The 22,533-nt window shown below is 69.9% G+C and carries 17 protein-coding genes and 1 pseudogene; 8 read left to right on the forward strand and 10 right to left on the reverse strand.

Annotated features, from left to right (window positions below):
• Nucleotides 1–18: 18 nt before the first annotated feature.
• The 3 genes from ACIRA5_RS42405 to ACIRA5_RS42415 form a co-directional block, all read right to left on the reverse strand.
• The gene (locus ACIRA5_RS42405) at nucleotides 19–1,482 is read right to left on the reverse strand and encodes an aldehyde dehydrogenase family protein (RefSeq protein WP_403700553.1); all 1,464 of its coding nucleotides are present in this window, start codon (nucleotides 1,480–1,482) and stop codon (nucleotides 19–21) included.
• Between the two features lie 68 nt (nucleotides 1,483–1,550).
• Nucleotides 1,551–3,905: an ATP-binding protein gene (locus ACIRA5_RS42410; RefSeq protein WP_403700556.1), complete on the reverse strand. Its 2,355-nt coding sequence runs from the start codon at nucleotides 3,903–3,905 to the stop codon at nucleotides 1,551–1,553.
• Between the two features lie 123 nt (nucleotides 3,906–4,028).
• Nucleotides 4,029–4,772, reverse strand: a complete 744-nt coding sequence (locus ACIRA5_RS42415) for a GntR family transcriptional regulator (RefSeq protein WP_403700559.1) — start codon at nucleotides 4,770–4,772, stop codon at nucleotides 4,029–4,031.
• A gap of 233 nt (nucleotides 4,773–5,005) precedes the next feature.
• Here ACIRA5_RS42415 and ACIRA5_RS42420 point away from each other — a divergent pair, with 233 nt between their 5' ends.
• Complete coding sequence (locus ACIRA5_RS42420) at nucleotides 5,006–5,857, forward strand: fumarylacetoacetate hydrolase family protein (RefSeq protein ID WP_403700563.1); 852 nt, start codon at nucleotides 5,006–5,008, stop codon at nucleotides 5,855–5,857.
• A 181-nt stretch (nucleotides 5,858–6,038) separates the two neighbouring features.
• On the opposite strand, the gene ACIRA5_RS42425 is transcribed toward ACIRA5_RS42420, so the two are convergent.
• The 4 genes from ACIRA5_RS42425 to ACIRA5_RS42440 all read right to left on the reverse strand — a co-directional run bounded on the left by ACIRA5_RS42425 (nucleotide 6,039) and on the right by ACIRA5_RS42440 (nucleotide 7,923).
• Nucleotides 6,039–6,473: a DUF6262 family protein gene (locus tag ACIRA5_RS42425; protein ID WP_403700566.1), complete on the reverse strand. Its 435-nt coding sequence runs from the start codon at nucleotides 6,471–6,473 to the stop codon at nucleotides 6,039–6,041.
• Nucleotides 6,463–6,594 (reverse strand): hypothetical protein, encoded by a 132-nt coding sequence (locus tag ACIRA5_RS42430; protein WP_403700569.1) that lies wholly within the window; start codon nucleotides 6,592–6,594, stop codon nucleotides 6,463–6,465. The genes ACIRA5_RS42425 and ACIRA5_RS42430 overlap by 11 nt, the downstream gene beginning before the upstream one ends.
• Before the next feature lie 53 nt (nucleotides 6,595–6,647).
• The gene (locus tag ACIRA5_RS42435) at nucleotides 6,648–6,830 is read right to left on the reverse strand and encodes a hypothetical protein (protein WP_403700572.1); all 183 of its coding nucleotides are present in this window, start codon (nucleotides 6,828–6,830) and stop codon (nucleotides 6,648–6,650) included.
• 181 nt (nucleotides 6,831–7,011) lie between these two features.
• Nucleotides 7,012–7,923 (reverse strand): NmrA family NAD(P)-binding protein, encoded by a 912-nt coding sequence (locus ACIRA5_RS42440; RefSeq protein WP_403700575.1) that lies wholly within the window; start codon nucleotides 7,921–7,923, stop codon nucleotides 7,012–7,014.
• 286 nt (nucleotides 7,924–8,209) lie between these two features.
• Here ACIRA5_RS42440 and ACIRA5_RS42445 point away from each other — a divergent pair, with 286 nt between their 5' ends.
• From ACIRA5_RS42445 to ACIRA5_RS42465, 5 genes and pseudogenes are all read left to right on the forward strand, one after another.
• A complete protein-coding gene (locus ACIRA5_RS42445) occupies nucleotides 8,210–8,626 on the forward strand; it encodes a nitroreductase/quinone reductase family protein (protein ID WP_403700578.1) in 417 nt (138 codons plus the stop codon).
• A 327-nt stretch (nucleotides 8,627–8,953) separates the two neighbouring features.
• Nucleotides 8,954–10,030: an alkene reductase gene (locus ACIRA5_RS42450; protein WP_403700580.1), complete on the forward strand. Its 1,077-nt coding sequence runs from the start codon at nucleotides 8,954–8,956 to the stop codon at nucleotides 10,028–10,030.
• 219 nt (nucleotides 10,031–10,249) lie between these two features.
• Nucleotides 10,250–10,669 carry a MarR family winged helix-turn-helix transcriptional regulator gene (locus tag ACIRA5_RS42455; protein WP_403700880.1) on the forward strand — a complete coding sequence of 140 codons (420 nt, stop codon included), beginning with the start codon at nucleotides 10,250–10,252 and terminating at the stop codon, nucleotides 10,667–10,669.
• 327 nt (nucleotides 10,670–10,996) lie between these two features.
• A complete protein-coding gene (locus ACIRA5_RS42460; protein WP_403700583.1) occupies nucleotides 10,997–11,746 on the forward strand; it encodes an SDR family oxidoreductase in 750 nt (249 codons plus the stop codon).
• Between the two features lie 4 nt (nucleotides 11,747–11,750).
• Nucleotides 11,751–12,018 (forward strand): annotated as a pseudogene (locus tag ACIRA5_RS42465) (transposase); the annotation flags it as partial.
• Between the two features lie 1,147 nt (nucleotides 12,019–13,165).
• Here ACIRA5_RS42465 and ACIRA5_RS42470 read toward each other — a convergent pair.
• Nucleotides 13,166–16,876 (reverse strand): hypothetical protein, encoded by a 3,711-nt coding sequence (locus tag ACIRA5_RS42470; RefSeq protein ID WP_403700586.1) that lies wholly within the window; start codon nucleotides 16,874–16,876, stop codon nucleotides 13,166–13,168.
• A 268-nt stretch (nucleotides 16,877–17,144) separates the two neighbouring features.
• Between ACIRA5_RS42470 and ACIRA5_RS42475 the strand changes: the two genes are divergently transcribed.
• Nucleotides 17,145–18,092: a ribosome-inactivating family protein gene (locus ACIRA5_RS42475; protein WP_403700589.1), complete on the forward strand. Its 948-nt coding sequence runs from the start codon at nucleotides 17,145–17,147 to the stop codon at nucleotides 18,090–18,092.
• Nucleotides 18,093–18,313: 221 nt separating this feature from the next.
• Entirely contained in the window at nucleotides 18,314–19,078 is a 765-nt protein-coding gene (locus tag ACIRA5_RS42480) for an NPP1 family protein (protein WP_403700592.1), read from the forward strand.
• Nucleotides 19,079–19,529: 451 nt separating this feature from the next.
• Here ACIRA5_RS42480 and ACIRA5_RS42485 read toward each other — a convergent pair whose 3' ends face one another.
• Entirely contained in the window at nucleotides 19,530–20,786 is a 1,257-nt protein-coding gene (locus ACIRA5_RS42485) for a flavin-dependent oxidoreductase (protein ID WP_403700595.1), read from the reverse strand.
• Nucleotides 20,783–22,042, reverse strand: a complete 1,260-nt coding sequence (locus ACIRA5_RS42490) for a cupin domain-containing protein (protein ID WP_403700597.1) — start codon at nucleotides 22,040–22,042, stop codon at nucleotides 20,783–20,785. Before ACIRA5_RS42490 ends, ACIRA5_RS42485 begins: the two co-directional genes overlap by 4 nt.
• Nucleotides 22,043–22,533: the final 491 nt, after the last annotated feature.

Raw genomic sequence — 22,533 nt, forward strand, 5'->3', positions numbered from 1 at the left:
TGACTTCGTGGCCGGGGCCTACAGGGCGACGACGACCGACTTGGTCTGCAGGTACTCGTCGAGTCCCTCGGGTCCGTTCTCACGGCCGTACCCGGACTGCTTGTAGCCGCCGATCGGCATGGAGAGGTCCATGGCGGCCCAGGTGTTGACCCACACCGTTCCGGCCCGCAGGGCCGCGGCGACCCGGTGCACGCGGGAGACGTCTCGGGTCTGGATCCCTGCGGCAAGGCCGTACGGGGTGTCGTTGGCGAGCCGGACGGCCTCCTCCTCGGTGTCGAAGGGCTGGACCGTCAGCACCGGACCGAAGATCTCCTCCTGCACGTACGCCGAGTGCTGGTCGACGTCGGCGAGCACCGTCGGCGCGATGTAGAAACCGGGCCCGTCCGGATGGTCGCCGCCGAAGACACGAACTCCCTCCTGCCGGGCACGGTTCACGTAGGACCGGACCTTCGCCCGGTGGTTCGGCCCGGCCATGGGCCCTATGACGGTCCGCTCGTCGAACGGGTCGCCGATGGTCACGTGGGCGAGTGCGGTGGCCACACCCGTCAGCACGGCCTCGTACACCGGCCGCTCGACGAGCAGCCTGGTGCCCGCCATGCAGAACTGGCCCGTGTTGAAGGTGAAGGCCCTGACCGCGGTGGTCACGGCGGCCTGGAGATCGGCGTCGGCGAAGACGAGGTTCGCGCTCTTGCCGCCCAGTTCGAGAGTCACCTTGGTCATCGTGTCGACGCCGTCCCGGACGACCTGCTTGCCGACCGCGGTCGAGCCGGTGAACGCGACCTTGCCCACCCGTGGGTCGCGTACCAGCGCCTGGCCGGCCGCCGCTCCCCCGGTGACCACGTTGAACGCTCCGTCCGGCACGCCGGCGTCCTGCAGCACCTCCGCCAGCCGGAGCGCGGTCAGCGGGGTCTCCACGGCAGGCTTGTGCACGACCGTGTTGCCGGCGGCCAGGGCGGGGGCGATCTTCTTGCTGGACAGCACGAGCGGGAAGTTGAACGGGGTGATCGCGGCGACCACGCCGATCGGCTCGCGGCGGGTGTAGGCCAGGGTGGGCGTGGCCGTCGTCCGCGTGGCGCCCTCGATGCCGGCGGCGAGGCTGCCGTAGTACTCGAAGGTGTCGATCGTCATCGGCACGTCGACCCGGCGTGTGAAGGTGAGGGGCTTGCCGACGTCGAACGACTCGAGTTCGGCGAACTCCTCCGCCCGGCTGCGCAGCAGTTCGGCGGCTCGCAGAAGGATCCGGCCGCGCTCGCGCGGGCTCATACGGGCCCAGGGCCCGTGCTCGAAGGCGCGGTGGGCCGCGGCGGCCGCGCGCTCGGCGTCGCGCTCGTCCGCCTCGGCGACCGTGGCGGCGACCCGGCCTGTCGCGGGGTCCAGCAGTTCCCGGGTGACGCCCGCCGTCGCCGGTTCCCACTGCCCGTCGATGAACAGGCTTCCCGGCGTCACGTCGAGGCGGGGACGCGCCTGCTGCATCGTTTCCATGAGGACCTCCTCGTCCTGGTGTGCCGCAGAGCGTCACCCGGGGAGGCGGTCCGAGGACATGGGTGGACCTACCCGTTCCGCAATACCCGTGGTTCCACCCGGTGCCTGTCCTCCGAGGCGGCCACCCACGCCGCCACCTGCGCACGGGACCCGAAGCCGAGCTTGGCCAGGATGCGCTCGACGTGCCCGTCGACCGTGCGCGGTGACAGCACGAGTGACTCGGCGATCCGTCGGTTGCTCAGCCCCTGCGCCACCAGCGCGGCCACCTCGCGTTCACGCCGGGTCAGAACATCGGGCTCCGGAGCGGGCGCGGCCGCGGACTGGGCAGGCGTGGGGCCGTCCAACGCGTAGGAGATGGCCTGGTCACGGTCCATCCGTCCGCCCTCGGCGAGCGCGGCCTGCCAGGCCTCCGTCCGCAACGCGTGCAACACCTGCCGCTCGCACCGGGCGCGGTGGCCCTCCAGATGCGGCCCGAACGCGGACAGCGACGTGCCGAGGGAGCGCCAGACCGAGCGGACCGCGCCGAGGAGCCGGGCGGCGTGGCCGAACTCCTTCTCGGAGGCGGCGGTCCAGGCCAGCAGTTCGATCAGTACGGCGGCGCCGACGTGGTCGTTGAAGCCACGCTGGATCCGCAGGCCGGTTCGGGCCGAGGCGGCCGCCGAGTCCAGCTCGCCCTGTGCCCAGGCGTGCAGACCGAGGGCGTACAGCGCGTACGAGCGGGTCCAGCCCTCGCCGAGTTCCTCGCTGAGGGCGATGGCACGCCCGCCCTGCTCCGCCGCCCGCTCGTCGTGCGCGTGGGCGTGCGCGATGGCGGCCTGGAAATCCGTGAACAGGGTGCCGCCCGGGGGCCCGATCCTGCTGAAGCCGGCGGAGGCGGTCTCGAAGCAGTCGAGAGCCTCGGGAAGGTGCCCCCGGAACAGTGCCGCAGTACCCCGCAGACTCAGCGCCATGTACGGCGCCGACTCGTCACCCAGCTCGGCGGCCAGCTTCTCGCACTCTGCCAGCCGTGCCTCGGCTCCGTCGTGGTCACCTTGTTGCAGCATGACCCAGCCGGCCACCCACAGCGCGGTGACCCGCTCGGGCGGCGGCGGTCCCGGCAGGTCCAGAGCCCGGTCGAGCCAGCGCCTGCCCTCGCTCAGGAAACCGTCGGCGCACCAGTGATGACGCAGCGCCGCCACCAGGGACAAGGCCTGCTGCGCCGCGCGGTTGCCGAGGGACCACTCCAGTGCCGCCTCCAGATTCCGGTGATCCGCGCGGAGTCTGGCGAGGCCCTCCTCCTGGCCGGGCCCGTACCAGGAGTCCGCGATGTGCGCGGCCAGCCGGCCGAAGAACTCCTGGTGCCGGGATCGCAGGTCCGTGAGCTCACCGGAGGCCTCAAGCCTTTCCCAGCCGTACTCGCGGATGGTCTCCAGCATCCGGTAGCGCACCTGGCCCGACTGTTCCACGGCCTGCACGACCGACTGGCCGACGAGCTGGTCGACGAGATCCACGATCCTCTCGCGCGGCAGGCTGTCGTCAGCGCACACTCCTTCGGCGGCCGTGAGGTCGAAGCCGTCGGCGAACACGGAAAGGCGCGCCCACAGCAGTCTCTCCTGCGCCGAGCACAGTTCGTGGCTCCAGTCGATCAGCGCGCGCAGCGTGCGCTGGCGGGGCAGGGCGGCCGGGCTGCCGCCGGTCAGCAGCGCGAACCGGTCCTCCAGCCGGTCGACCACCTCGCTCAGCGACAGCGAGCGCAGGCGGGACGCGGCCAGTTCGACGGCGAGCGGAAGGCCGTCGAGGCGGGCGCAGAGCCGTGCGACCGGCACACGGCTGGCGTCGGACACGGCGAAGCCGGGTCTGATCGCGGTCGCGCGGTCCACCAGCAGGCGCACCGACTCGAACCGGCCGAGCTCCTCCACCTCGGGCGGAGCGCTCGGGTCGGGGACGGTCAGCGGCGGCACCTGATAGACGTGCTCGCCGGCGATGCCCAGCACCTGCCGGCTGGTGGCGAGCACTCGTAGCCGGGCGCAGCCACGCAACAGCCGGTCGATGAGGACGGCACAGGCTTCGAGGAGATGCTCGCAGTTGTCCAGCAGAATCAAGGCTTGGCGCCGGGCCAGGTGGTCGATGAGCTGGCCGACTGGTGCTTTGGTGGACTGGTCGGGAATCCCGAGCGCGCTCACCACGGCCTGCGCGACCAGTTCCGGCTGCCGCACGGGCGCGAGGTCCACCAGCCAGACACCGTCGGCGAACGCGGTGCGCGCCTCGGCGCCGGTCTCGGTCGCCAACCGTGTCTTGCCCACCCCGCCGACGCCGGTCAGTGTCACCAGCCGGGCGACGCCGAGAAGCCGGCGCACCTCGGCGACCTCCTGACGCCGCCCCACAAAGGTGGTGACCGCGGCGGGCAAGTTGCCCGCGCCCGCGGGTGACATCGGCTCGGACATGGGCGTGTATCCAATCGTTCAGCGGCCCCGGTGGCCGATCCGGCGCAGGAGTCCCGCCGCCGCGAACGTCACTCGTTGGCCACCCAAATACCGTCGGACGAGCCCGCCCCGCCCGTCAAGTGGTCAGAGGGAACCCTGAGAGTGGAACAGCCCCAGAGCCGCGCGTACGGCGGCCGGGTCATGGCGCGGCGCAAGCTCCCCGATCATCGACAGGGCGGTGCGCGCCAGGTGAGACGCGAGCTCACTCGCCGCACCCGTCGCGTCGCGCGCCTGGCACAGCTCGGCGATCCGCTCGTGTTCGCCGAGGTGACGGAGGGATGCCCGCGGGCCCCGGTAGTGATACTGCAGGCGGTAGTGCTCCGAGCGCTGCATGTGCCCTTCGATACTGCGCAGGAGCTGAGGACCGGCTCCGGCCACGAGCGCCAGGTGGAAGCGGCTGTGGATGTCGTTCCACTCCTGGGTCTGCCCCGCGTCGTCGGACAGGCGGGCCAGTTCGGCCGCCAACTCGCGGACCTCGTGCCGTTCCTCGTCGCTCATCAACGGCACCGTCAACCGGACACCCAGACCCTCGAGCATGATCCGCTGCACATAGACGAACTCGAACTGGCTCGCCTCGAAGCCGATGACCCGCGCCCGTTTGTACGGCTCGGCCTCGACCAGACCCTCTTCCTGGAGCATGCGCACGGCCTCGCGCACAGGGGTGCGGCTGATCCCGAGGCGCTCCGCCAACTCGACCTGGTTGAGCTCGGCGTGCGGCGGTACAGCCCCGTTCAGCACCAGAGTCCGCAGGTAGGCGTGGGCGGCGTTAGCGGCGTGATCCCCCGCCTCACGCGGGATCGGAGTGAGGTTGTCGAGCCAGGAATCCACGCTCACACCACCACTCGCTCAAGAGCCACGTCGGACACCTGCACCTCCACTGATCTTGCGGTGAGCATCGTGCCACACACGGGCGCTCGACCTCCGAGCTTCCGCCGCTCTCTGAAAAGAGTATACAGTAACGACGCTACGGGGCTCGTTTTACCGAAGAATGCGCAAGAGTTTCCGATGAACTGTATGCAGTCGGCAGGGCGATCCCGACGACTGACGATGAGCGGAGGACCATGAAGCTGAGTCTGTTCGACGACCACCGGCTGGGCGTCTGGGGCCGTGACGACACGATCGTGGACGTGACGAGCGTGCTCGACGGCTCGATCCGCCCCACCGATCGCATGAACGCGCTGATCGAGGACTGGGAGCGACTGGCATCGCAGGTTCGCGAGGCCTCTGCCACAACTGGGATACCTCGCTCGGACGTCATCTTCCGAGCGCCTCAACCCCGGCCCACCAAGATCGTGGCCGCGCCCGTCAACCACGGCCCGCACCGCGACGAGATGATCGCGGCCGGAGCGTTCACCAGTGGTACGGCCGGGACCATCGAGACGTACGTCGGCTTCCTCAAGGCGCCCTCCTCCATCGTCGGACCGGACGGTTCGATCGAGCACCCGGCGCCAGGGCGTCGAGTCGACTACGAAGGCGAACTGGGCGTGGTCATCGGCCGGCGCGCCCGGCGCGTGTCACGTGCGGAGGCTCTGACCCACGTCTTCGGATACGTCCCGCTCGTGGACATCACCCTGCGGGGCCAGGAGGACCGGCCGTACCGCAAGAGCTTCGACACGTTCACGCCACTGGGGCCGGCGATCGTCACGGCGGACGAGATCCCGGATCCTTCGACCCTGGAGATCGAGCTCACGCTCAACGGGATCGTCCGTCAGTCGGGGCGCGTCGCCGACCTGATCTACGACGTTCCTCGGCTGATCGAGGTGTACTCCGAGGCGATGACCCTCGAACCCGGCGACATCATCGCCAGCGGCACTCCCGACGGGGTTGGCCCCGTGACGCCTGGCGACGAGTTGGCACTGACCGTCTCGGACCTTCCCACGCTGACGATCCCGGTCACTTCGACGGTGCACTGACCGCTGGTTCGAGGAACGCGTTCAGGCGCCCGCGGGCTTGCGCAACGTAGCGCGCGGCTGACCGAGTGATAGTCACTCGGTCAGCCGCGCAGTCCGCTTTCCTGCCGTTATCTTGAGCTGCTGCGATTCGCGGGGTGCTGACCTGGGGCGATGTGTGGTGGACGGTGTCCGCGACGCTCCGTCAGCAGGGTCCGATGACCGCGGAAAATTTCTTCTTCGGCGTGTCGCCGGGGCGGCTGGGCAGGTCGGCGGTGCGTCTTTCCCCCAAGGGCGAGTGCCTCGTCAACTCCCTGTTTTCGGCCTCAAGTTGTTGGTTGCGCTTGGCGGCCGCTTCGAGGCGCCGCAGCAGGGAGGCGTCTGAGGCCCGTTGCCGGTCGGGAACCTGCCGGGTGGCGGGGACGCGATGGCGAGCCCGGAGGCGTTCGATCTCGGCACGCAGGTCCGGCTGATTGTAGAGCCAGGAGCGGGAGACGCCCGCCTCGCGGGCGACGGTCTCGAAGCTGATCACGGTGCCGGTGGCATCCACCCGCCGCAAGGCGGAGACCGCCCGCCGGCGGGTCGCCGCGGACCGGCGACGGACCGCGGCGACGATCAGACGAGAGTTGTCAGCCGGCATCTGCGGCCTCCTCGCCATGGCCGCCTTCGAATTCACCGATCATGCGGTCGAGGTTGTCGGCGACCTGCTGGTTCATCTCGGCGACACGGGCATGACCGCAACTCTTCGCGTTGTCGATCAACGTCAGAGTGCGAGTGTGCTGTTCGCGGAGTTCGGGCAGGAACTCGGGCCCTGTCAGGAAGACCGAGCAGGCAACGGGGCATTCGCATGCGGACAGGACTTCTGGACCGGCAGCCCGCAGTAGCCGTTGGGCAGGGTCTGGGTGGCGATGCCGTAGCGGGTCTTGGCCCACTGGGTCTGACCGAGTGCCCCGTGGGTGTCGAGTGCGACGTGCTCGCCCTTGATGTTGACCTTCATCGCCGCCTCCCAGCGGCGCCGGACGGTCGTACCACGATCGAGCGATCACGAACCGAGGAAGATCGAACTTAACGCCCAGTAAGGAGAGGTGCTTGGACAGCGCGTCCCGTGCCCGGCGCTCGGCCGAACCACAGCTCGTCGGGCTGCGGTTCTTTCTTCACGTGGGCGTGGCCACGGTCTGTCATCCGCGGTCGCCGTAGTACCTGCGCAGTTGCTCGCTCAGGGTGGTCAGCTCGATGTCGGGGTACCGGTCGTTTTCCAGCGCCGCAAAGGGAGGTGTGGTGGCGAGGGACAGCATGTACCACAGACGGAACGCGACGCCCGGGTCGGTTTCACGGCTGATCGCAGCCCGCAGGTCGTCGACGGAACCGAGCCTGTTCAGGGTGAACGTGCGGCCCGTCGCCTTGCTGAGCTCTTCGGCGAGCTGCGACGGGCTGGTCTCGGCCGCCGCGAACATGTGCACGCCCGCGGACGCGGTGTCGTCCAGGACGAGGCAGGCGGTCAGGCGTGCGGTGTCGTCGACGGTGGTCATGTTGAAGGGCTCCTCGCCGGTGCCCCAGCAGGTGACCGTTGCGTTGTTCGCATCCACGATGCCCTTGGCCCTCGGGTCCAGCACCATGTCGAGGAAGCCGCCGGTCAGGACGTGCATCACGTCGAGGTCGAGGGCGCTGATGATCTCGTCGGCCTCGCGCCTGGGATCGAACATCAGGGCACCCGGCGGGGCCTTGAAGAGGTCGATCGCGAAGTCGGACGGTACGAACCGGCGTGCTCCGGCCCGCTCGGCGGCCCGCGCCAGATTCACCTGGCCGTCCACGATGACGTTGCGGCCCCCCTGGACCGCGCTGACCACCACATCCATGCCCGAGGCCGCGTCCGTGAGGGCCTTGTCGTCGTGGAGATCGCCGGGCATGATCACGGCCCCCTGGTCCACCAGCGCGTCGATCAGGCGCTTCTTGGCCGGATCGGCGAGGGAGTCGGTGCGCACCAGGAGACGGAGCTCGCCCCCTTCAGCGACAGCCGGCTCGTTCAGCAGGTGGTGGGCGATACGGGCGCCGAGCATGCCGGTCCCGCCTGCGACCAGTGCGTTGACCATGATTTCTCCTCCTGGTGACGGCTGTCCACGCAGCCTCCGGCGGCACGGGAGGCACACCTCTGTCCGGATCGCGACTGTATGCACCCGTACCGGGGTTTCGGCCTTGACGCGCCGCGGCTCACCTTCTTGCCGCATGTGAGACGGCGGGTGCCTCTGCGCACCGGAGAGCGTGCTGGACTGATGACCACTAACCTATGATTGTTCGAACAATCTAGCACGACGACGCCCTGGAGATGCCGTGAGCTTTACTTCTCGCCCTGGAACGTATGGCGCTTCCCAACCGGGAGTGGCAGTTAGATGGCTGAACAAGTTGATGATGCGGCGCGTCCTCCGCAAAGGCGGCGGCAAGATGCTCGGCGGCCTGGACGCGTTGGTGCTCACCACCCTCGGCAGCAAGAGCGGCCGGCCTCGCAGATCCCCTGTCTGCTGGTTCCCCGGCGAGGACGGGAGCTGGGTGATCGCGGCTTCGGCCAACGGTGCGGCCAAGAATCCCGCCTGGTACTTCAACCTGGCCGCGCACCCGAGGGAGGCGAGCATCACCGTGGACGGCGAGACGGTGCCCGTCGTCGCCGAGCAACTGCACGGCGAGGAGCGTGAGCGGGTCTGGCGGGGGATTGCGGAGCGCTCCGCACGTTTCGCTCAGTACCAGCAAAAGACGGACCGCGAACTGCCCGTCGTCCGCCTCACCCGGCGCACCACGTAAGCATCTCCACCTGCCAGGGCCTGCGGGCCACTCCCCGCCCGCAGCCCTCCCGCCTCGCCTGCACCCCCTTGGCCGGACCGACCACACGCCATGCCCGCATTAAGCCCCCTGACGCCTAGCTGTCCGAGCAGTCACCACGGCCAGATCGAGCCCGCAGCCCAGCGGTTCGAACAGATGCGGCGAGGCAGGCCAGGGCACACCACAGGAACACCTCGCGATTTTTGATTGTTCGAGCAATCAAGTACGGTAGTTGCCCAAGGCTCCCTTTGGGCCCTCTCTACACCACACCCCGGCCCCTACGCCTGGACGATTCAGAGGAGTACGACCATGTCGAAGGCTTTCGAGCCCTACGAGCTGGGCGGCAAGCGCCTGGCCCACCGCATCGTGATGGCGCCGATGACCCGCAGCCGCGCCTACGGGCCCGGGCAGAGCCCGACCGACCTGATGGCGACGTACTACGCGCAGCGCGCGAACGGCGGCCTGATCATCACCGAGGGGACCCAGCCCTCGGAGGTCGGCCAGGGCTATCCGGACACCCCGGGCATCCACTCCGCCGAGCAGGTCGCCGGGTGGCGCAAGGTGACCGACGCCGTGCACGCCGAGGGCGGCGCCGTCTTCCTGCAGATCATGCACACCGGCCGGGTGGGCCACCCGAGCCTGAGGGGCCTGCAGCCCGTCGGCCCCTCCGCGATCGCGGCGAAGGGCCAGATCTACACCCACGAAGGACCCAAGGACTTCGTCACGCCGACGGAGCTGACCGAGCAGGACATCACCGCCACGATCGCCGACTTCGTCTCCGCCGCACGCAACGCCGTCAAGGCCGGCTTCGACGGCGTGGAACTGCACGGCGCCAACGGCTACCTGATCCACCAGTTCCTCGCCCCCAACTCCAACCAGCGCACCGACGCGTGGGGCGGCTCGCCGAAGGCCCGCATCCGCTTCGCCGTCGAGGTCGCCAAGGCCGTCGCCGAGGCGATCGGCCCGGACAAGGTCGGCATCCGTATCTCCCCCGCGAACCCTTTGGGTGACATCGACGAGAGCGACCGCACCGACGTCGAGCAGACCTACACCGCGCTCGTCGACGCACTCGCCCCGCTGGGCCTGGCCTACCTGCACCAGATGGAGGCCCCCGAGATCCGCGACCTGACGGTGCGCCTGCGCAAGCAGTGGCCCGGCACCTTCATCCTGAACCCCTTCACCGGCACGGAGCCCACCGGCCCCGGGGAGCTGGCGCTGGTCGACGACAGCACCACCGACCTCATCGCCTACGGCGCCCTCTACCTGGCCAACCCCGACCTGCCCGCACGCCTGAAGGCCGGCGGCCCGTTCAACACCGCGGACCGCGCCACGTCCTTCGGCGGAGACCACCGCGGCTACACCGACTACCCCGCCCTCACCGGCTGACCCGAACCGGCCACCCGGACGGAGCCTCCACCCGGCGCCCGCCGCGGCGCCGGAACCGTCCGGCGACACTGTAGGGAGAAGCCCACCAGGCACGAGAGATGCAGGAGCGACACCGTGGACGGCGTGGACGACATGGACAGGGAAACGGCCGAGAGCAGCACGCTGCCGTGCGTAGCCCGCAACACCCAGATCGGCTACGCGGTCTTCCGAGCGGCCCGCATGCACCGGATACTCGCCGGACAGCTCCTGCGCCAGGTCGGCCTCCACCCCTCCCAGGAACTGGTGATGATGGAACTGTGGGAACGCGGCCGGCTGCGGCAGGTGGACCTCGCCAAACTTCTTGACGCGGACCCGCCGACCGTCACCCGTACCGTGCGCCGCCTGGAGCAGGCCGGATTCGTACGACGCATCCCCTCGCCCACCGACAAGCGCTCCATTCTGGTGGAACCGACCGTCGCCAGCCTGGCGCTGCGCGAGAAGGTCGGGAAGCTGTGGCTGGAGTTGGAGGACCTCGGCACCGAGGGTGTGGGCGAGGACGAACGCATGCAGACCCTGATGGTGCTCGACCGTTTCGAACAGAACCTCGCCCGCCACAAGACACAGGACGCGGGCCACCCGGACACCGAAGACCCCGCCTGATCTCCGCAGGGGTGAAACCCACCCCTGCCTACGATGAGCGTCCCTTCAGCGCGGACAGCCACCCTCTACCATCACGTCCGGCCCGCTCGTCCCCGGTGACTCCGCCACGCCCGATCATCGCGGCGAGACCGTCCTCCCTCCCCTCCGTGTTTCGTGACGCGTGAAATATGGGGTGAACTCCGCCGCGCCGTGAGGTCGCGGTGTTCCACAGATACCGCGACGGGGCGAGCCACCCGGCGATCCGTCCACGTCGGGAGCCACGCCCCCGCACCACGAACCAGCCATGAACACCAATACACAAGAAACAGCAAGAGAACGGAAGAACCCATGAGGCTCTCGAACAAGGTAGCCGTCGTCACCGGTGCTTCGAAGGGAATCGGCGCGGCCATCGCCGAGGCGCTGGCCGCCGAAGGTGCGAGCGTGGTGGTGAACTACGCGCGCTCGCGTGACGCGGCGGAGGACGTGGTCGCCCGGATCTCCAAGGCCCGCGGCACAGCAGTCGCCGTACGAGGCGACGTCAGCAAGGCCGACGACGCCCGCGAACTCGTGGAAGCCGCCGTACGCGAGTTCGGCGGACTCGACGTGCTCGTGAACAACTCCGGCGTCTACGAGTACGGCGGTCTGGCCGACTTCACCGAGGACAGCTTCCACCGCGTCTTCAACGTCGACGTACTGGGAGTGCTCCTCGTCACCAAGGAAGCCGCGGCACGCATGAACGACGGCGGCAGCGTCATCAACATCGGCTCGTCGGTGTCGACACTGAACCCGCCCGGCGCCGTCGTGTACACCGCCGCCAAGCACGCCGTGGACGGCATCACCGCCACCCTGGCCAAGGAACTCGCACCCCGCGACATCCGCGTGAACAGCGTCAACCCCGGATTCATCGACACCGAGGGCACCCGCGCCGCGGGCCTCTTCGGCAGCGCCAGCACCCGCCCCAGCGTCGCTCCCCCCGCCGGCCGGGGCCTCGCAGGCCGCCCCGAGGACATCGCCAACATCGTCACCTTCCTCGCCGGCGCCGACTCCCACTGGGTATCGGGCCAGTCCATCCTGGCCAGCGGCGTACCAGCGGCGTAAGACACCGCCGGGTGCCACGTCCTGGACCGCGATCCTGGACGCGGTCCGGCTCGGCCCGGCGGACGACGCGACCGCGATCACCGCCGCCCAGCTCCGAGGAGTCGTTGAATGGCTCTTCACAGCCGGCCACTGGCAGGTCGGGAACCCCGAACATCGTGATCGTCAGCGACGCCGGCTACGACGTCACCCGACTGGCCTGGGTCCTGCGCGACCTCACTGTCGAGCTGGTCGGCCGTGTCCGGCCCGACCGCGTCATGCGCCTGCCGAAACCACCCAGCACGGCCACGAAGGAGTAGGGCCAACAGCACGCATTCGAGGCGTGACCGGCACCAATCAGCCTTTGACTCTCAAGATCTGAATTGCCGGGGTTCGTTCGACGGTTCGCTCTCTCCGCCAGCGAAGCCTCTCCCCTCACTCGTATGGGTGTTACCTGCCGGAACCCGACGGGATCACTCCGCAGCCCAGCCTCCCTGGACGTCAACACCGCTCCATGGAGGGGAAGTTGACGGATAAGCCGAAAGCGATCAGATCATTACTCTGCGTGCTCATTCGATCGTCTTTGATGAGGAAGTCGCGCATGAGCTACACGGAGAAGGACGTCAACGAGGGCCGTCGGCTGATGAACGACGGCCGTGACAACCGTTTCGCGATCGGCGACAAGCTGCTGTCCATCGCGGCCCGGGGACGGAACTCGGCGCAGTACGACAGGTACAGGGCGATCCGACCCGCGTGCGTCCGCTCCGTGTTGTACGCGCGGTCCCCACGGCGCAGGCCAGCCAGGCACACGCCTCAGTGTGCAACGCGAAGGACTCGTCAACAACGACCCAGTAGAAAGATCCATCAGCAGAGACAGCACGCTCCGCACGGAAGGGACGAGAAGAGAGAGAAGAGAAAACCAACTTGCCTTGAACCCCTTGAATATCGTTCAGGCAAGTACTAGATCACACCACTTGCCCCATATGTCAGACGGCCAACAGCTGCCCGAGATAACCAGTGCGGAGTGAGTGACACGAACCCGGCCCTTCGGCGGATGCTGACCGAGGCCGCGGAGGAACTCGGCTGCGGGCCCGGCGGTCTGCACACCGCGGTGTCGTTGTGGCCCGACACCGGCAAGCCGTGGCATGCGGGTTTTGGTCCCAGAGAGCTGCGGGAGGAGATCGGGTTCCTGCGGACGGCCTGCTGGCTGGTGCTGTCCTTCTTGAGTGGCATGCGGGGCGCTGAAGTGCGCGAACTTGGGCCCGACTGCGCGTTCACGGGGACCGGCGAGGACGGCCGGACCCGTTACAAGTTCCGGGGACGCGTCTTCAAGGGGCGTGCGCTGTCAGCCGTCAACGCCGGCCCGGCCGGGGCGGCGGACGACTCCCCCGCCGCCCCGGCCACGGCCAGCACACCGTCGGTCGGTAATTCGGTGATAAGGGGTCACCCGCACACCCTTCGGTACGGCACGTCCGGGAGATACGTCCGCCACAGTCCGCGCGTCGGGCCGGTGCCGCCCGCACGGGCGCACACCGTGTCGACCGCGTGGCCGGCGTCGATGTCGTACCGCTGGAGCGGGACGTGGTCGCTGCCCGCGTACACCGTCGTGCCGTCCGGGCCGAAGGCGAGGGAGTCGATGGCGTCGCCGGGGGTGGTGAAGGGGCTGCCGAGGGGCTGCTGGGTGGCGACGTCCCACAGTTGCAGACTGCCCGCCGCGCCGCCGACCGCGAGGGTGCGGCCGTCGGGACTGAACGCGAGCGCGGTCACGCCGTCGGGGGCGGTGCCGTCGAGCGGGACCGGGAAGACGTCCCGCAGGACACCCGCGCGCGCCGAGAGGTCCCCGGCCCACAGGGCGACCCGGCCGGTCTGGTCGCCGGCCGCCACCAGGGAGCCGTCGTCGGTGAAGGTGAGCGCGCCGAGTTCGTCGCCCTGCACGAGGTCGTGCTGCGCCGCCTCGCCGGAAGGCAGGCGGGCCGCCCGGCCGTCGCCGATCAGCAGCCGGCCGCCGGGGCGGACGGTCAGCTGACCGGAGGTCACACCGGTCAGTACCGTCGTGCGGCGCCGGCGGACGGTGTCCCACGCCTCGTCCGCCATCGCGCGGTCGGGCATGCTGCGGGCGGCGACGAGGGTACGGCCGCCCGGCCCGAGGGCGATCCCCAGCACCGCCGCGCCCGGCAGGTCCAGCGTGGCCTCGGGCCGCCCCTGCGGCACGTCCCAGACCGTCAGCGGCTGCGCCACCACCTGCTGGCCGGGCGCCGAGACGCCGTACCCGAACCGGGTCCCGTCCGGGCTGAACGCCATCACCGACAAGGTCTCGGCCGCGTCTACGGGCGAGGCGGGGGTGGTGGAGACGGGGACGGCGACCGGCGGAAAGGCACGCAGGAGACGGTCTCCGGAGGTCGAGCGGAGTGTGAACGCGTACCGGCTCCCGGTGCGCTCGGCCGTCGCGTACGTCCGGCCGTCCGGGCTGTACCGTACGTCGCTCAGCGCGCCGGAGCGCCAGGCGGTGGTGACCGCGGGGCCGAGGTCGAGGGTGTGGACGGTTCCTCCCTCCAGATAGCGCAGGGTGCGGCCGTCGCGGTCCCAGACCAGGCCGCCGTAGAGGTGCTGGTTGTTGAGAGCCCGTCGCAGGACGGGGGCGCCGGGGTCGCTCAGCCGCCAGACGCGGATCTCCTTGCCGTCGCCGGTCGCCAGGAAGGTGCCGTCGGGGCTGAAGGACGCGTACTGCGCGCCGGGGACGTCGAGGTCGGCGGTCTTCCCGCCGGTCCTGGTGTCCCAGACGTGCAGGCTGGTGTCGTCGGCGGCGGCCAGCCGGCCGGTGCCGACGGCGACCAGCCCGGCCCGCTCGCCGCAGGCACGCTCGTGCTGCCAGGCGCCGGACAGCTGACGGGCGGAGGATGTGTCCCACAGCTGGGGCCTGCCGCCGGGGGAACAGGTGGCGGCCCACCGTCCGTCCACGCTCACCTCCGCGACCGCCGAGTCCCCCGCCTCCGCCTCGAACAGCACCCGCCCGTCCGTGACCGAGCGCAGCCGCACCCGGTTCCCCTCACTGGCGAGGAACGAGCGGCCGTCGGCGGTGAAGCGCAGGTCGCCGACGTCTGCCAGGGGGCCGGTCGTCCAGCGGCCGGCCGTGGTGTCCCAGAGCCGTACGGCGTTGTCGTCGCCGGTGACCGCGAGGACCCTGCCGTCCGGGCCGGCCTCCGTCACCGTGCCCTGCGGTACCCGGCCGGAGGCGGTCCGGCGGTGGGCGGTCACGTCCCAGGTGCGCCAGCCGGTGCCGGTGGCGCTGAGCAGGGTGCGGCCGGTGCCGGTGAGCACCCGGGTGGGTCCGTAGCCGGGGGTGGGATCGGTGAAGGTGTCCGTCTCCGGCTGGGCGAGGGAACCGAGCAGTGCGCGGCGGGTCTCGGGCAGCTCGGCGATGTTCCAGGCGGCGGCGCCGAGCAGCAGGGCGGTGCGCGGGTCGGTGGTGCGCAGGGCCTCGGCGACCTCGGCGACCCGGCGGGCCGCGTCCTGGGTGCGCCGCTGGCGGTTGTCGCGGTACTCGTACCAGACCGCGGCCGCGGTCAGCAGGGCCACCACCAGCACGGCGGAGAGCGAGCCGGTGAGGATCCGCTGCCGGCGGACCGCGCCGGCCACGGCACGGCGCTCGGCCTCCCGGGCCGCCAGGGCGGCGGTCAGGAAGTCCCGCTCCGGCTCGGTGAGCGCGCGGTCGGCCGGATGGTCGGGGAAGATCTCCTCGGCGCGGGCCAGCCGGGTGCCCCGGTACAGGGCGCCGGGGTCGCGGTCGTGCTCCAGCCAGGTGGCGACCGCGTCCGTGAGCGTCCGGTGGTGGCGCAGCCGTTCGCGGTCCGCCTCGACCCAGCCGTGCAGCCGGGGCCAGCCGGTGAGGAGCGCCTCGTGGGCGAGCTGGACGCCGTCCTCGTCGGCGGTCAGCAGCCGGGCCCGGGTCAGCCGCTCCACTACCACGTCGACATCCGGGTCGGCCCAGGCCTCAAGGGCGGCGCGGGTGAGGGGGCGGCGGCTGCCGGGGGTGCCCTGCCCCGGCTCGACCATCCGCAGCAGCAGATGGCGGGCGGCGCGGGCCTGGGGCCGGGACAGACCGGCGTACACCTCCTCGGCGGTGGCCGCGATCGCGCCGCGCACCCCGCCGGCCGCCTCGTACCCGGCGAGGGTGAGCATCCGGCCCTTGCGGCGGCGCCAGGTCTCCAGGAGGACATGGGAGAGCATCGGCAGCCCGCCGAGCTCGTCGAGGACCTCCTCCACCAGGCGGGCGGTCAGGATCCGTTCGACCGTGTAACCGGCCTCCTGGGCCGGGCCGACCACCGCCTCCCGCAGTTCCTCGGCCGTCATCGGGCCGAGCAGCAGCCCGGAGCCGAGCAGCGCGTCCGCGAGGCCGCGGTGCTCGGCGCAGCGGGCGTAGAAGTCGGCCCGTACGGCGACCAGGACGCGCAGCCGGTTGCCCTGGTCGCGGGCGGTGAGCAGCAGGTCGATGAAGCGGGAGCGCTCCCACTGGTCGCGGCAGAGGGTGAAGACCTCCTCGAACTGGTCCACCACCACCCAGCTCTCCGGATCCCCTTCGGCCGGGGTGAGCAGCCGCTCGTAGGTCTGCGCCGGGGTCGGCCCGGGGGTGAGGATGCTCAGCCTGGCCGCACAGCCGCGCGTGCCGATCTCCTCCTGGAGGCGGGGGATCAGCCCGGCTCGCAGCAGCGAGGACTTTCCGCTGCCGGAGGGGCCGAACAGCACCGCGAACCGGTGCTCGGCCACCAGCTCGTTCACCTCGGCGATCACCCGGTCCCGGCCGAAGAACAGATGCCCGTCGGCCGGCTCGAACCGGGCGAGCCCGCGATACGGCGGCGGCGCGTCCTCGACGTCCTCGGCGGGGGACCGGCTCGCCTCGGCGTCGGCCTCCTTCCACTTCCGCGCCCATTCGTCCGGGTCGCCGCCGCAGGCCCGGACATAGCCCTGGACGACCGCGAGGGACGGCAGCTGTTCGCCGGCGGCGGCCTGTGACAGCGATGTCGCGGAGAAGCCGGCCACCTTGACCATGGTCCGGTACGAGGGGCCGCCGGCGACGCGGCGCAGCCCGCGGAGTTCATGGGCGAGGCGCTGAACGGGACCGGCTTCGGGGTCCACGGGCCTTTCGGGTCGGGCCACGGTGCGCCCACCTCCGTACGACTGACGGCTTTCGTAGTGCTTTCGTAAAGGCCCGATGTGACGACGACATGACGTCCGGACAAACATCGCGGAACTTAGCGTTCCGGAATTGATTGGGCGACCAAAAGGGACCTGTCAATCAACTCCTCACCGGTGAACGTCGGTGGTGGCACCCCATCGGTCCGCTCCCCGCGACCACGGGGCGCCACGACCTCACGACCTCACGACCTCACGACCTCACGACCTCACGACAGAGGAGCACAACCCCATGTTCACCACCTCCCTGCGCCGCTTCGGCCTCACCGCGGCAGCCACGGCCGCGCTCGCCGGAGTCACCGTGTCCGGCCTCATGTCCGGAACCGCCGCCGTATCCGCCTCGAAGGCGGCCGGCCAGTCGACGGCGATCAACGCCGAGACCGTCGCCGACAAGCAGGTGAACTTCCCGCAGATCCACTGGAACCCGTTCGCCGGCTCGGCGGCTTACCGCGAGATGCTCAACGAGCTGAGGAACCTGGCCGAGAGCACCGCCAACGCCCGGCACACCGGCATCATCGTGAACTCGAAGGGCAATCGGGTGTCGGTCGTCATCACCGACAACACGAGGACCAACAGCTTCGCCGACGTCGTCATCAGCTCCTCCGGTGCCCCCACCGTGCACGCGATCGTACGGCTCAGCGACTTCTACGTCGTGCGGTTCTACACCGTCGGCAGCCCGAACAACTTCGTCCTGAACCTCGCCTCCGGCATCCCGAACGCGGCCGGCTCCGACGACAACTGGTTCGTCGGCAAGGAGGGCTACGACGCGCTCGCCCGTGTCGCGGGCCAGTCACTGACCCAGGTCACCCTCGGCGAGAACAGCCTGGGGAGTTCACTGTACGAGCTCGGTAACCGCGGCACCAACCGCACCAAGCAGGCCCAGGCCATGCTGCGGTACATCATCGGCATCGCCGAGGCCGCCCGGTTCCGCCCCATCGCCGACCGGATCGCGGGTTCCATGGACCAAGGGTCCACCACCTTCATCACCGACCAGCAGGTCGCTCTCATGCGGAGCTGGGCCAGGGTGAGCCACGTCCTGGTCGGCCGCAACAACGGCACCGACCCCCAGGCGAGCACCAGCGTCGCCGGCGCCGAGATCGACGACATCCGGGTCGCCGCGAGCCTGCTGGCGACCGCCCTCAACGACGGTGCCAACCCCAACCCGAAGGACGAGCTCTGACCGTGTCCCGGGCCATGGCCTGACCCCCTCTCCCCCCACAGCCGCCGGCAGGACCCTCCCCGTCCCCCGGCGGCTTCCGGCTGGCTTGATCAGTTCGGCGAAATGCCGTCCTCCGTTTGACAGAAAGCCCTTCCACTCCATTCTGGGCGCGCCACCCTCTCCCCGACGACCCAGATGTCATGTCCGGAACGAATCAAGCGACCGTCGACTGGAGCCCCCCGATGCCCCGAACCAGGACCCACCGCCTCGGACGAGCCGCCGCCGTCGCGGGCAGCGCCGCCGCCCTCGCCCTCACCTTCTCCGGCAGCGCCTCCGCGGGCGTGCTGCAGAACCTTCCGGAGAACGCCACCGCGTTCCAGAAGAACTTCGAGCCCGTGTACGACTACGACTCGGACAGCTGCTACCCGGCGGCGGCCATCGACCCGAACGGCAACCTCAACGGCGGCCTGAAGCCGACCGGCTCGGTCACCGGCGGGTGCCGCACCGACCACCTCAACCACGCCAACACCTACTCGCGGGCCAAGTGCAACAACGGCTGGTGCGGGATCATCTACGCGAGCTACTTCGAGAAGGACGAGGCGTCCCCGGGCATCGGCCACCGCCACGACTGGGAGTGCATGGTCGTCTGGGTCAAGCAGGGCGCGGACATGCCGTCGTACCTCTCCGCCTCCCGGCACGGCGACTTCAGCACCCACCCGATCGCCGACGTCCCGATGGACGGCCAGCGCGTCGAGGCCGTCTACCACAAGGACGGCGCCAGCACCCACACCTTCCGCTTCGCCAAGTGGGGCGAGACCCCGGAGAACGACACCGGCGCCTGGCACCAGGAGAACCTGCTCTCCTGGGACAACCTGGCGAGCAACCTCAAGAGCATCCTGAACGCCTCCGACTGGGGCGACGCGAACTTCCCGCTCCAGGACTCCAAGTTCGGCGACCACCTGAACAAGGCGAAGCCGAGCGACATCACGTTCGACCCGTACGCCTGAGCCGGGTGGCCCACTTCCCTTGATGTGCTTGACGTGAGGGATCAGTTGGCCTGTCAATCCCCTCGCACTCTGTACGCGCACCACGTATCCGCCCCTTCCGTGTTGGACGGCGGCAGATAACCGCATCCACCACGGAACTTGGGGGAACTTCAGAGCGCTTCACACACATGCTGGACACGCTCGCGCGGGCTCAAGATAACAGACACATATCCCCGTGGCAGAGAGCTGGGTTGCTTCCACAGCTCCTAGACCGAGCAGCCAGCGGAGACACAGGCCGGACTCCTGAGGGCAGGCCCGCAGCCGACCCGTGCGAGCGGTCGCGAACGACCTTCACGGCGGCCACCTCCGTACACACCGCACAGCTCACGATCACACGGTGCGGACGGTGGTCACCGCCGTATCGAAAGGATCTCGCTCGCGTCGCGGCGTAGGTCCCTCAGCCCTGTAAGCGCTATCGAAGGTGGCCCGCCGTGCCCGCGGCGGCGCCGACGGGGGTGAATCCGGCGACCCGCTGGTAGTCGGCCGCGATCGCCTCCCGTTCCCCGGGCTCGAACACGAGGCTGATGTCGTCGAATCCGCCGGGTGCGCGTTCCTCGGCCAGGTCGAGGATCCTGGCCGCTCCTTGGTTGCGGTTGGCCGCGACGACAGCGGCGGTCGCCGGCAGGCGCCCGCTCTCGTAGCGCACCAGAGCGGCGTTGGGGCTGTTCTCCTCGGCCAGGGCCCGGGTCAGCGCGCGGGCGTCGAGGATCGCCTGGGAGGCGCCGTTCGATCCCACGGGGTACATGGCGTGCGCGGCGTCGCCCAGCAGGGTCGTCCGTCCCGATGTCCACGTGGGCAGCGGGTCCCGGTCGATCATCGGGTACACGTAGGTGTCTTCCGCACCTCGCATCAGCTCCACCACGTCGAGCCAGGGGAACGACCAGGACGCGAACTCGGGGAGGAAGTCCTCGAGCCGGCCTGGGCGGTTCCAGTCCTCGGCTCCGGGCAGGCGCTGTGAGGTGTTGTCGAGTACGGCGATCCAGTTGATCAGCGCGTTGCCCTGCGCGTCGGGCGCCGAGAGGGGATAGGCAACGACCTTGCGCCCGCGCGTGCCGATCAGAGCCATCGACTTGCCGGCGAGGAAGGGCGGCGCGAGGGTGGTCGCCCGCCACATGAGCTCACCGCTCCAGCGTGGTGTCCCGTCCCCGGGATGCATCTGGGCCCGGATGGCCGAGTGGATGCCGTCGGCCCCGACCAGCACGTCCGCCTTCTCGTCGTAGGAGCGGCCGTTGACGCCGTCCTCCAGATGGAACGTGACCGGCCCGTGGCTGTTGGGCACGAAGCCGGTGACCTTGCGGCCCGTCTTCACCGCGCCCTCGCCCAGACGCCGCCGAGTTATGTCCAGTAGCGCCATCTGGAGCTTCCCGCGATGGGTCGACAGCTGGGGTACGCCGTAGCCGGCCGCCAGTCCGCGGGGTTCGCGCCACACGAACTGGCCGTGCCGGTTGGCGTAGCACAGCTCCTCGGTCGCCACCGCCAGCGGGAGCAGTTCCTCGAGAATGCCGATGCGCCTGAGTTCACGGGCGGCGTGCGGCAGCAGGTTGATGCCCACGCCGAGCGGTCGCGGCTCGGGCACCGCCTCGTACACGGTCACGTCGATGCCCGCGCCGTGCAGCATCAGCGCCGTGGTCAGTCCGCCGATCCCGCCACCGGCGATCGCCACCTTCATCGGTTCGCTCCTTCCGGGCGGGGCGTGGCCGGGACGCCGACACGCAACGCAGGCCCCTGGTCGAGTCGAGCCGCGCCCGGCGCGTCCGCCGCGACGCGCGGCTTGAACACGTCGGTCACCTCCTGGCGCTCGGACATCTCCTGTTCGCGATAGAGATGCAAAGCTTCCAGCACGGCTCGGTCACTGCCGATGAACAGATCCGCCGTCTCGGTCACCTCGTGCTCGACGGGAACCCACGACGGGACGACGAAGACATCCCCCGGACCCCACTCGAACTCCGTGCCACCGATCACCGAGCGCCCGCGACCGCGGAACACCGTGTGTATACGGCCGCCGGTCTGGCGGCTCGGCGGCGTGAGCCCTCCGGGATATATGCGCGTCATCTGGCAGGTGATGGTCGGAATGGCGGGGCCACCGGTGACCGGGTTCTTGTACTCCAGCGTTACGCTCTGCCCGCCGTCCTGCTCATAAAGCGCCTCGAGCGCGGCGGCGACCTGCGCGTACGGGTAGCGCAGCAACGGCGAGTGCGGCTTCGTGTCGGCGGGCGCCGAGGGGCCCTGGAGGCCGGGGCCGCCGAACCGCCGCTCGGAGACACCGTGGCCTGTCAGCTCCTGCATCCCGACCGGGTGGTCCTCGAAGAACACCGACTCCAGCGTCGCGACCAGGACCACGTCGATCACGTCCAGCCAGATCGCCGGCTGATCGCTCTTGTTGGTGTGGTCGTGCCAGGCCCAGTTCGGCGTCAGCACCAGGTCGCCGGGCTCCATCCAGCAGGCGTCCCCGTCGACCGTGGTGTAAACACTCGAGCCGGTCATCATGAAGCGGATCGCCGCCGGGGAATGACGGTGGGCCGGCGCGGTCTCACCCGCCTCCAGGTACTGATACGCGCCGAACAGCGCCTCAGTGGTCCCCGCACGCAGGCCTGGGTTGCAGAACTGGAGCGCGCGCCGCTGACCGTCACCGCTGTGGAGGTCCAGGACCTGCCCCGCCTGCTTCGCGAGCGGGGCGACCGTATCCCATTGCCACAGGTGGGCCCGTGTCATCGGCCGCGGCTCCGGCTGCAGCGGCGGCCTGCTCCACAGCCCCTTCAGATCTCGAGCGGCCAGCGCCCCGCAGAGCTCGTCGAACGCCACCTCGGCGGTGTCGACGCTGCCCGTGTTCAGGGCATCAGGTTCCGTTTCACTTGCCACGGCCGGCTCGCCTCCATTGGTTGGCCAACTATTTTTCAAAGTGACTGTATGCAGATGCCACGCCACAGGTCAATCGCTCCGGGTTCGAACTCTCGGTCGATCTAAGCCATCACGCTGCCTCAACAGCGCCTTTACATGCACCGAGGCAACGCGAACAGGGCTCACGTTCACTCGGCTCCAGCTCGCCCGATTGAGGTGCGCTGTATACACTTGGCCATGCCGATGCGGCGGAGATGTGGATGACTTGGCCAGGAACGCGATCTGCGGTCCACAACCGGGGAAGCTACGAGGGCTCACGACTGACCGGACCCAGCGCAACACGTCGTCCCCCCGAGACATGCACGACCCTGTTCCGACCGCGCCCGCCTGCAGGTCGCCCCGGCAGCTCAGAGGTTCGGCCGCGCGCCGACCGAGCGCACGGACCGGTCAATGCAAAGCCTGCGGTCCGAACCTCTCCCCCGCCCCGTCTCCCGGCCACGGACATACACCGAGGTCGCACTGTCGCCGTTCCGTGAACCGTGGTTCTGGATCGCTTTCAGTGCCGGAGCCACGGAGGG

This window comes from Streptomyces sp. NPDC096311 (genome assembly GCF_044763085.1).
Classification (GTDB): domain Bacteria; phylum Actinomycetota; class Actinomycetes; order Streptomycetales; family Streptomycetaceae; genus Streptomyces.

Excerpts from the sequence above, each read along its gene's own strand:
- ACIRA5_RS42485 (WP_403700595.1), bottom strand. The coding sequence starts at position 20,786 with ATGAAGGTGGCGATCGCCGGTGGCGGGATCGGCGGACTGACCACGGCG.
- ACIRA5_RS42405 (WP_403700553.1), bottom strand. The coding sequence starts at position 1,482 with ATGGAAACGATGCAGCAGGCGCGTCCCCGCCTCGACGTGACGCCGGGA.
- ACIRA5_RS42480 (WP_403700592.1), top strand. The coding sequence starts at position 18,314 with ATGCCCCGAACCAGGACCCACCGCCTCGGACGAGCCGCCGCCGTCGCG.
- ACIRA5_RS42420 (WP_403700563.1), top strand. The coding sequence starts at position 5,006 with ATGAAGCTGAGTCTGTTCGACGACCACCGGCTGGGCGTCTGGGGCCGT.
- ACIRA5_RS42410 (WP_403700556.1), bottom strand. The coding sequence starts at position 3,905 with ATGTCCGAGCCGATGTCACCCGCGGGCGCGGGCAACTTGCCCGCCGCG.
- ACIRA5_RS42440 (WP_403700575.1), bottom strand. The coding sequence starts at position 7,923 with ATGGTCAACGCACTGGTCGCAGGCGGGACCGGCATGCTCGGCGCCCGT.
- ACIRA5_RS42460 (WP_403700583.1), top strand. The coding sequence starts at position 10,997 with ATGAGGCTCTCGAACAAGGTAGCCGTCGTCACCGGTGCTTCGAAGGGA.
- ACIRA5_RS42435 (WP_403700572.1), bottom strand. The coding sequence starts at position 6,830 with ATGAAGGTCAACATCAAGGGCGAGCACGTCGCACTCGACACCCACGGG.
- ACIRA5_RS42450 (WP_403700580.1), top strand. The coding sequence starts at position 8,954 with ATGTCGAAGGCTTTCGAGCCCTACGAGCTGGGCGGCAAGCGCCTGGCC.
- ACIRA5_RS42475 (WP_403700589.1), top strand. The coding sequence starts at position 17,145 with ATGTTCACCACCTCCCTGCGCCGCTTCGGCCTCACCGCGGCAGCCACG.
- ACIRA5_RS42425 (WP_403700566.1), bottom strand. The coding sequence starts at position 6,473 with ATGCCGGCTGACAACTCTCGTCTGATCGTCGCCGCGGTCCGTCGCCGG.
- ACIRA5_RS42455 (WP_403700880.1), top strand. The coding sequence starts at position 10,250 with ATGCACCGGATACTCGCCGGACAGCTCCTGCGCCAGGTCGGCCTCCAC.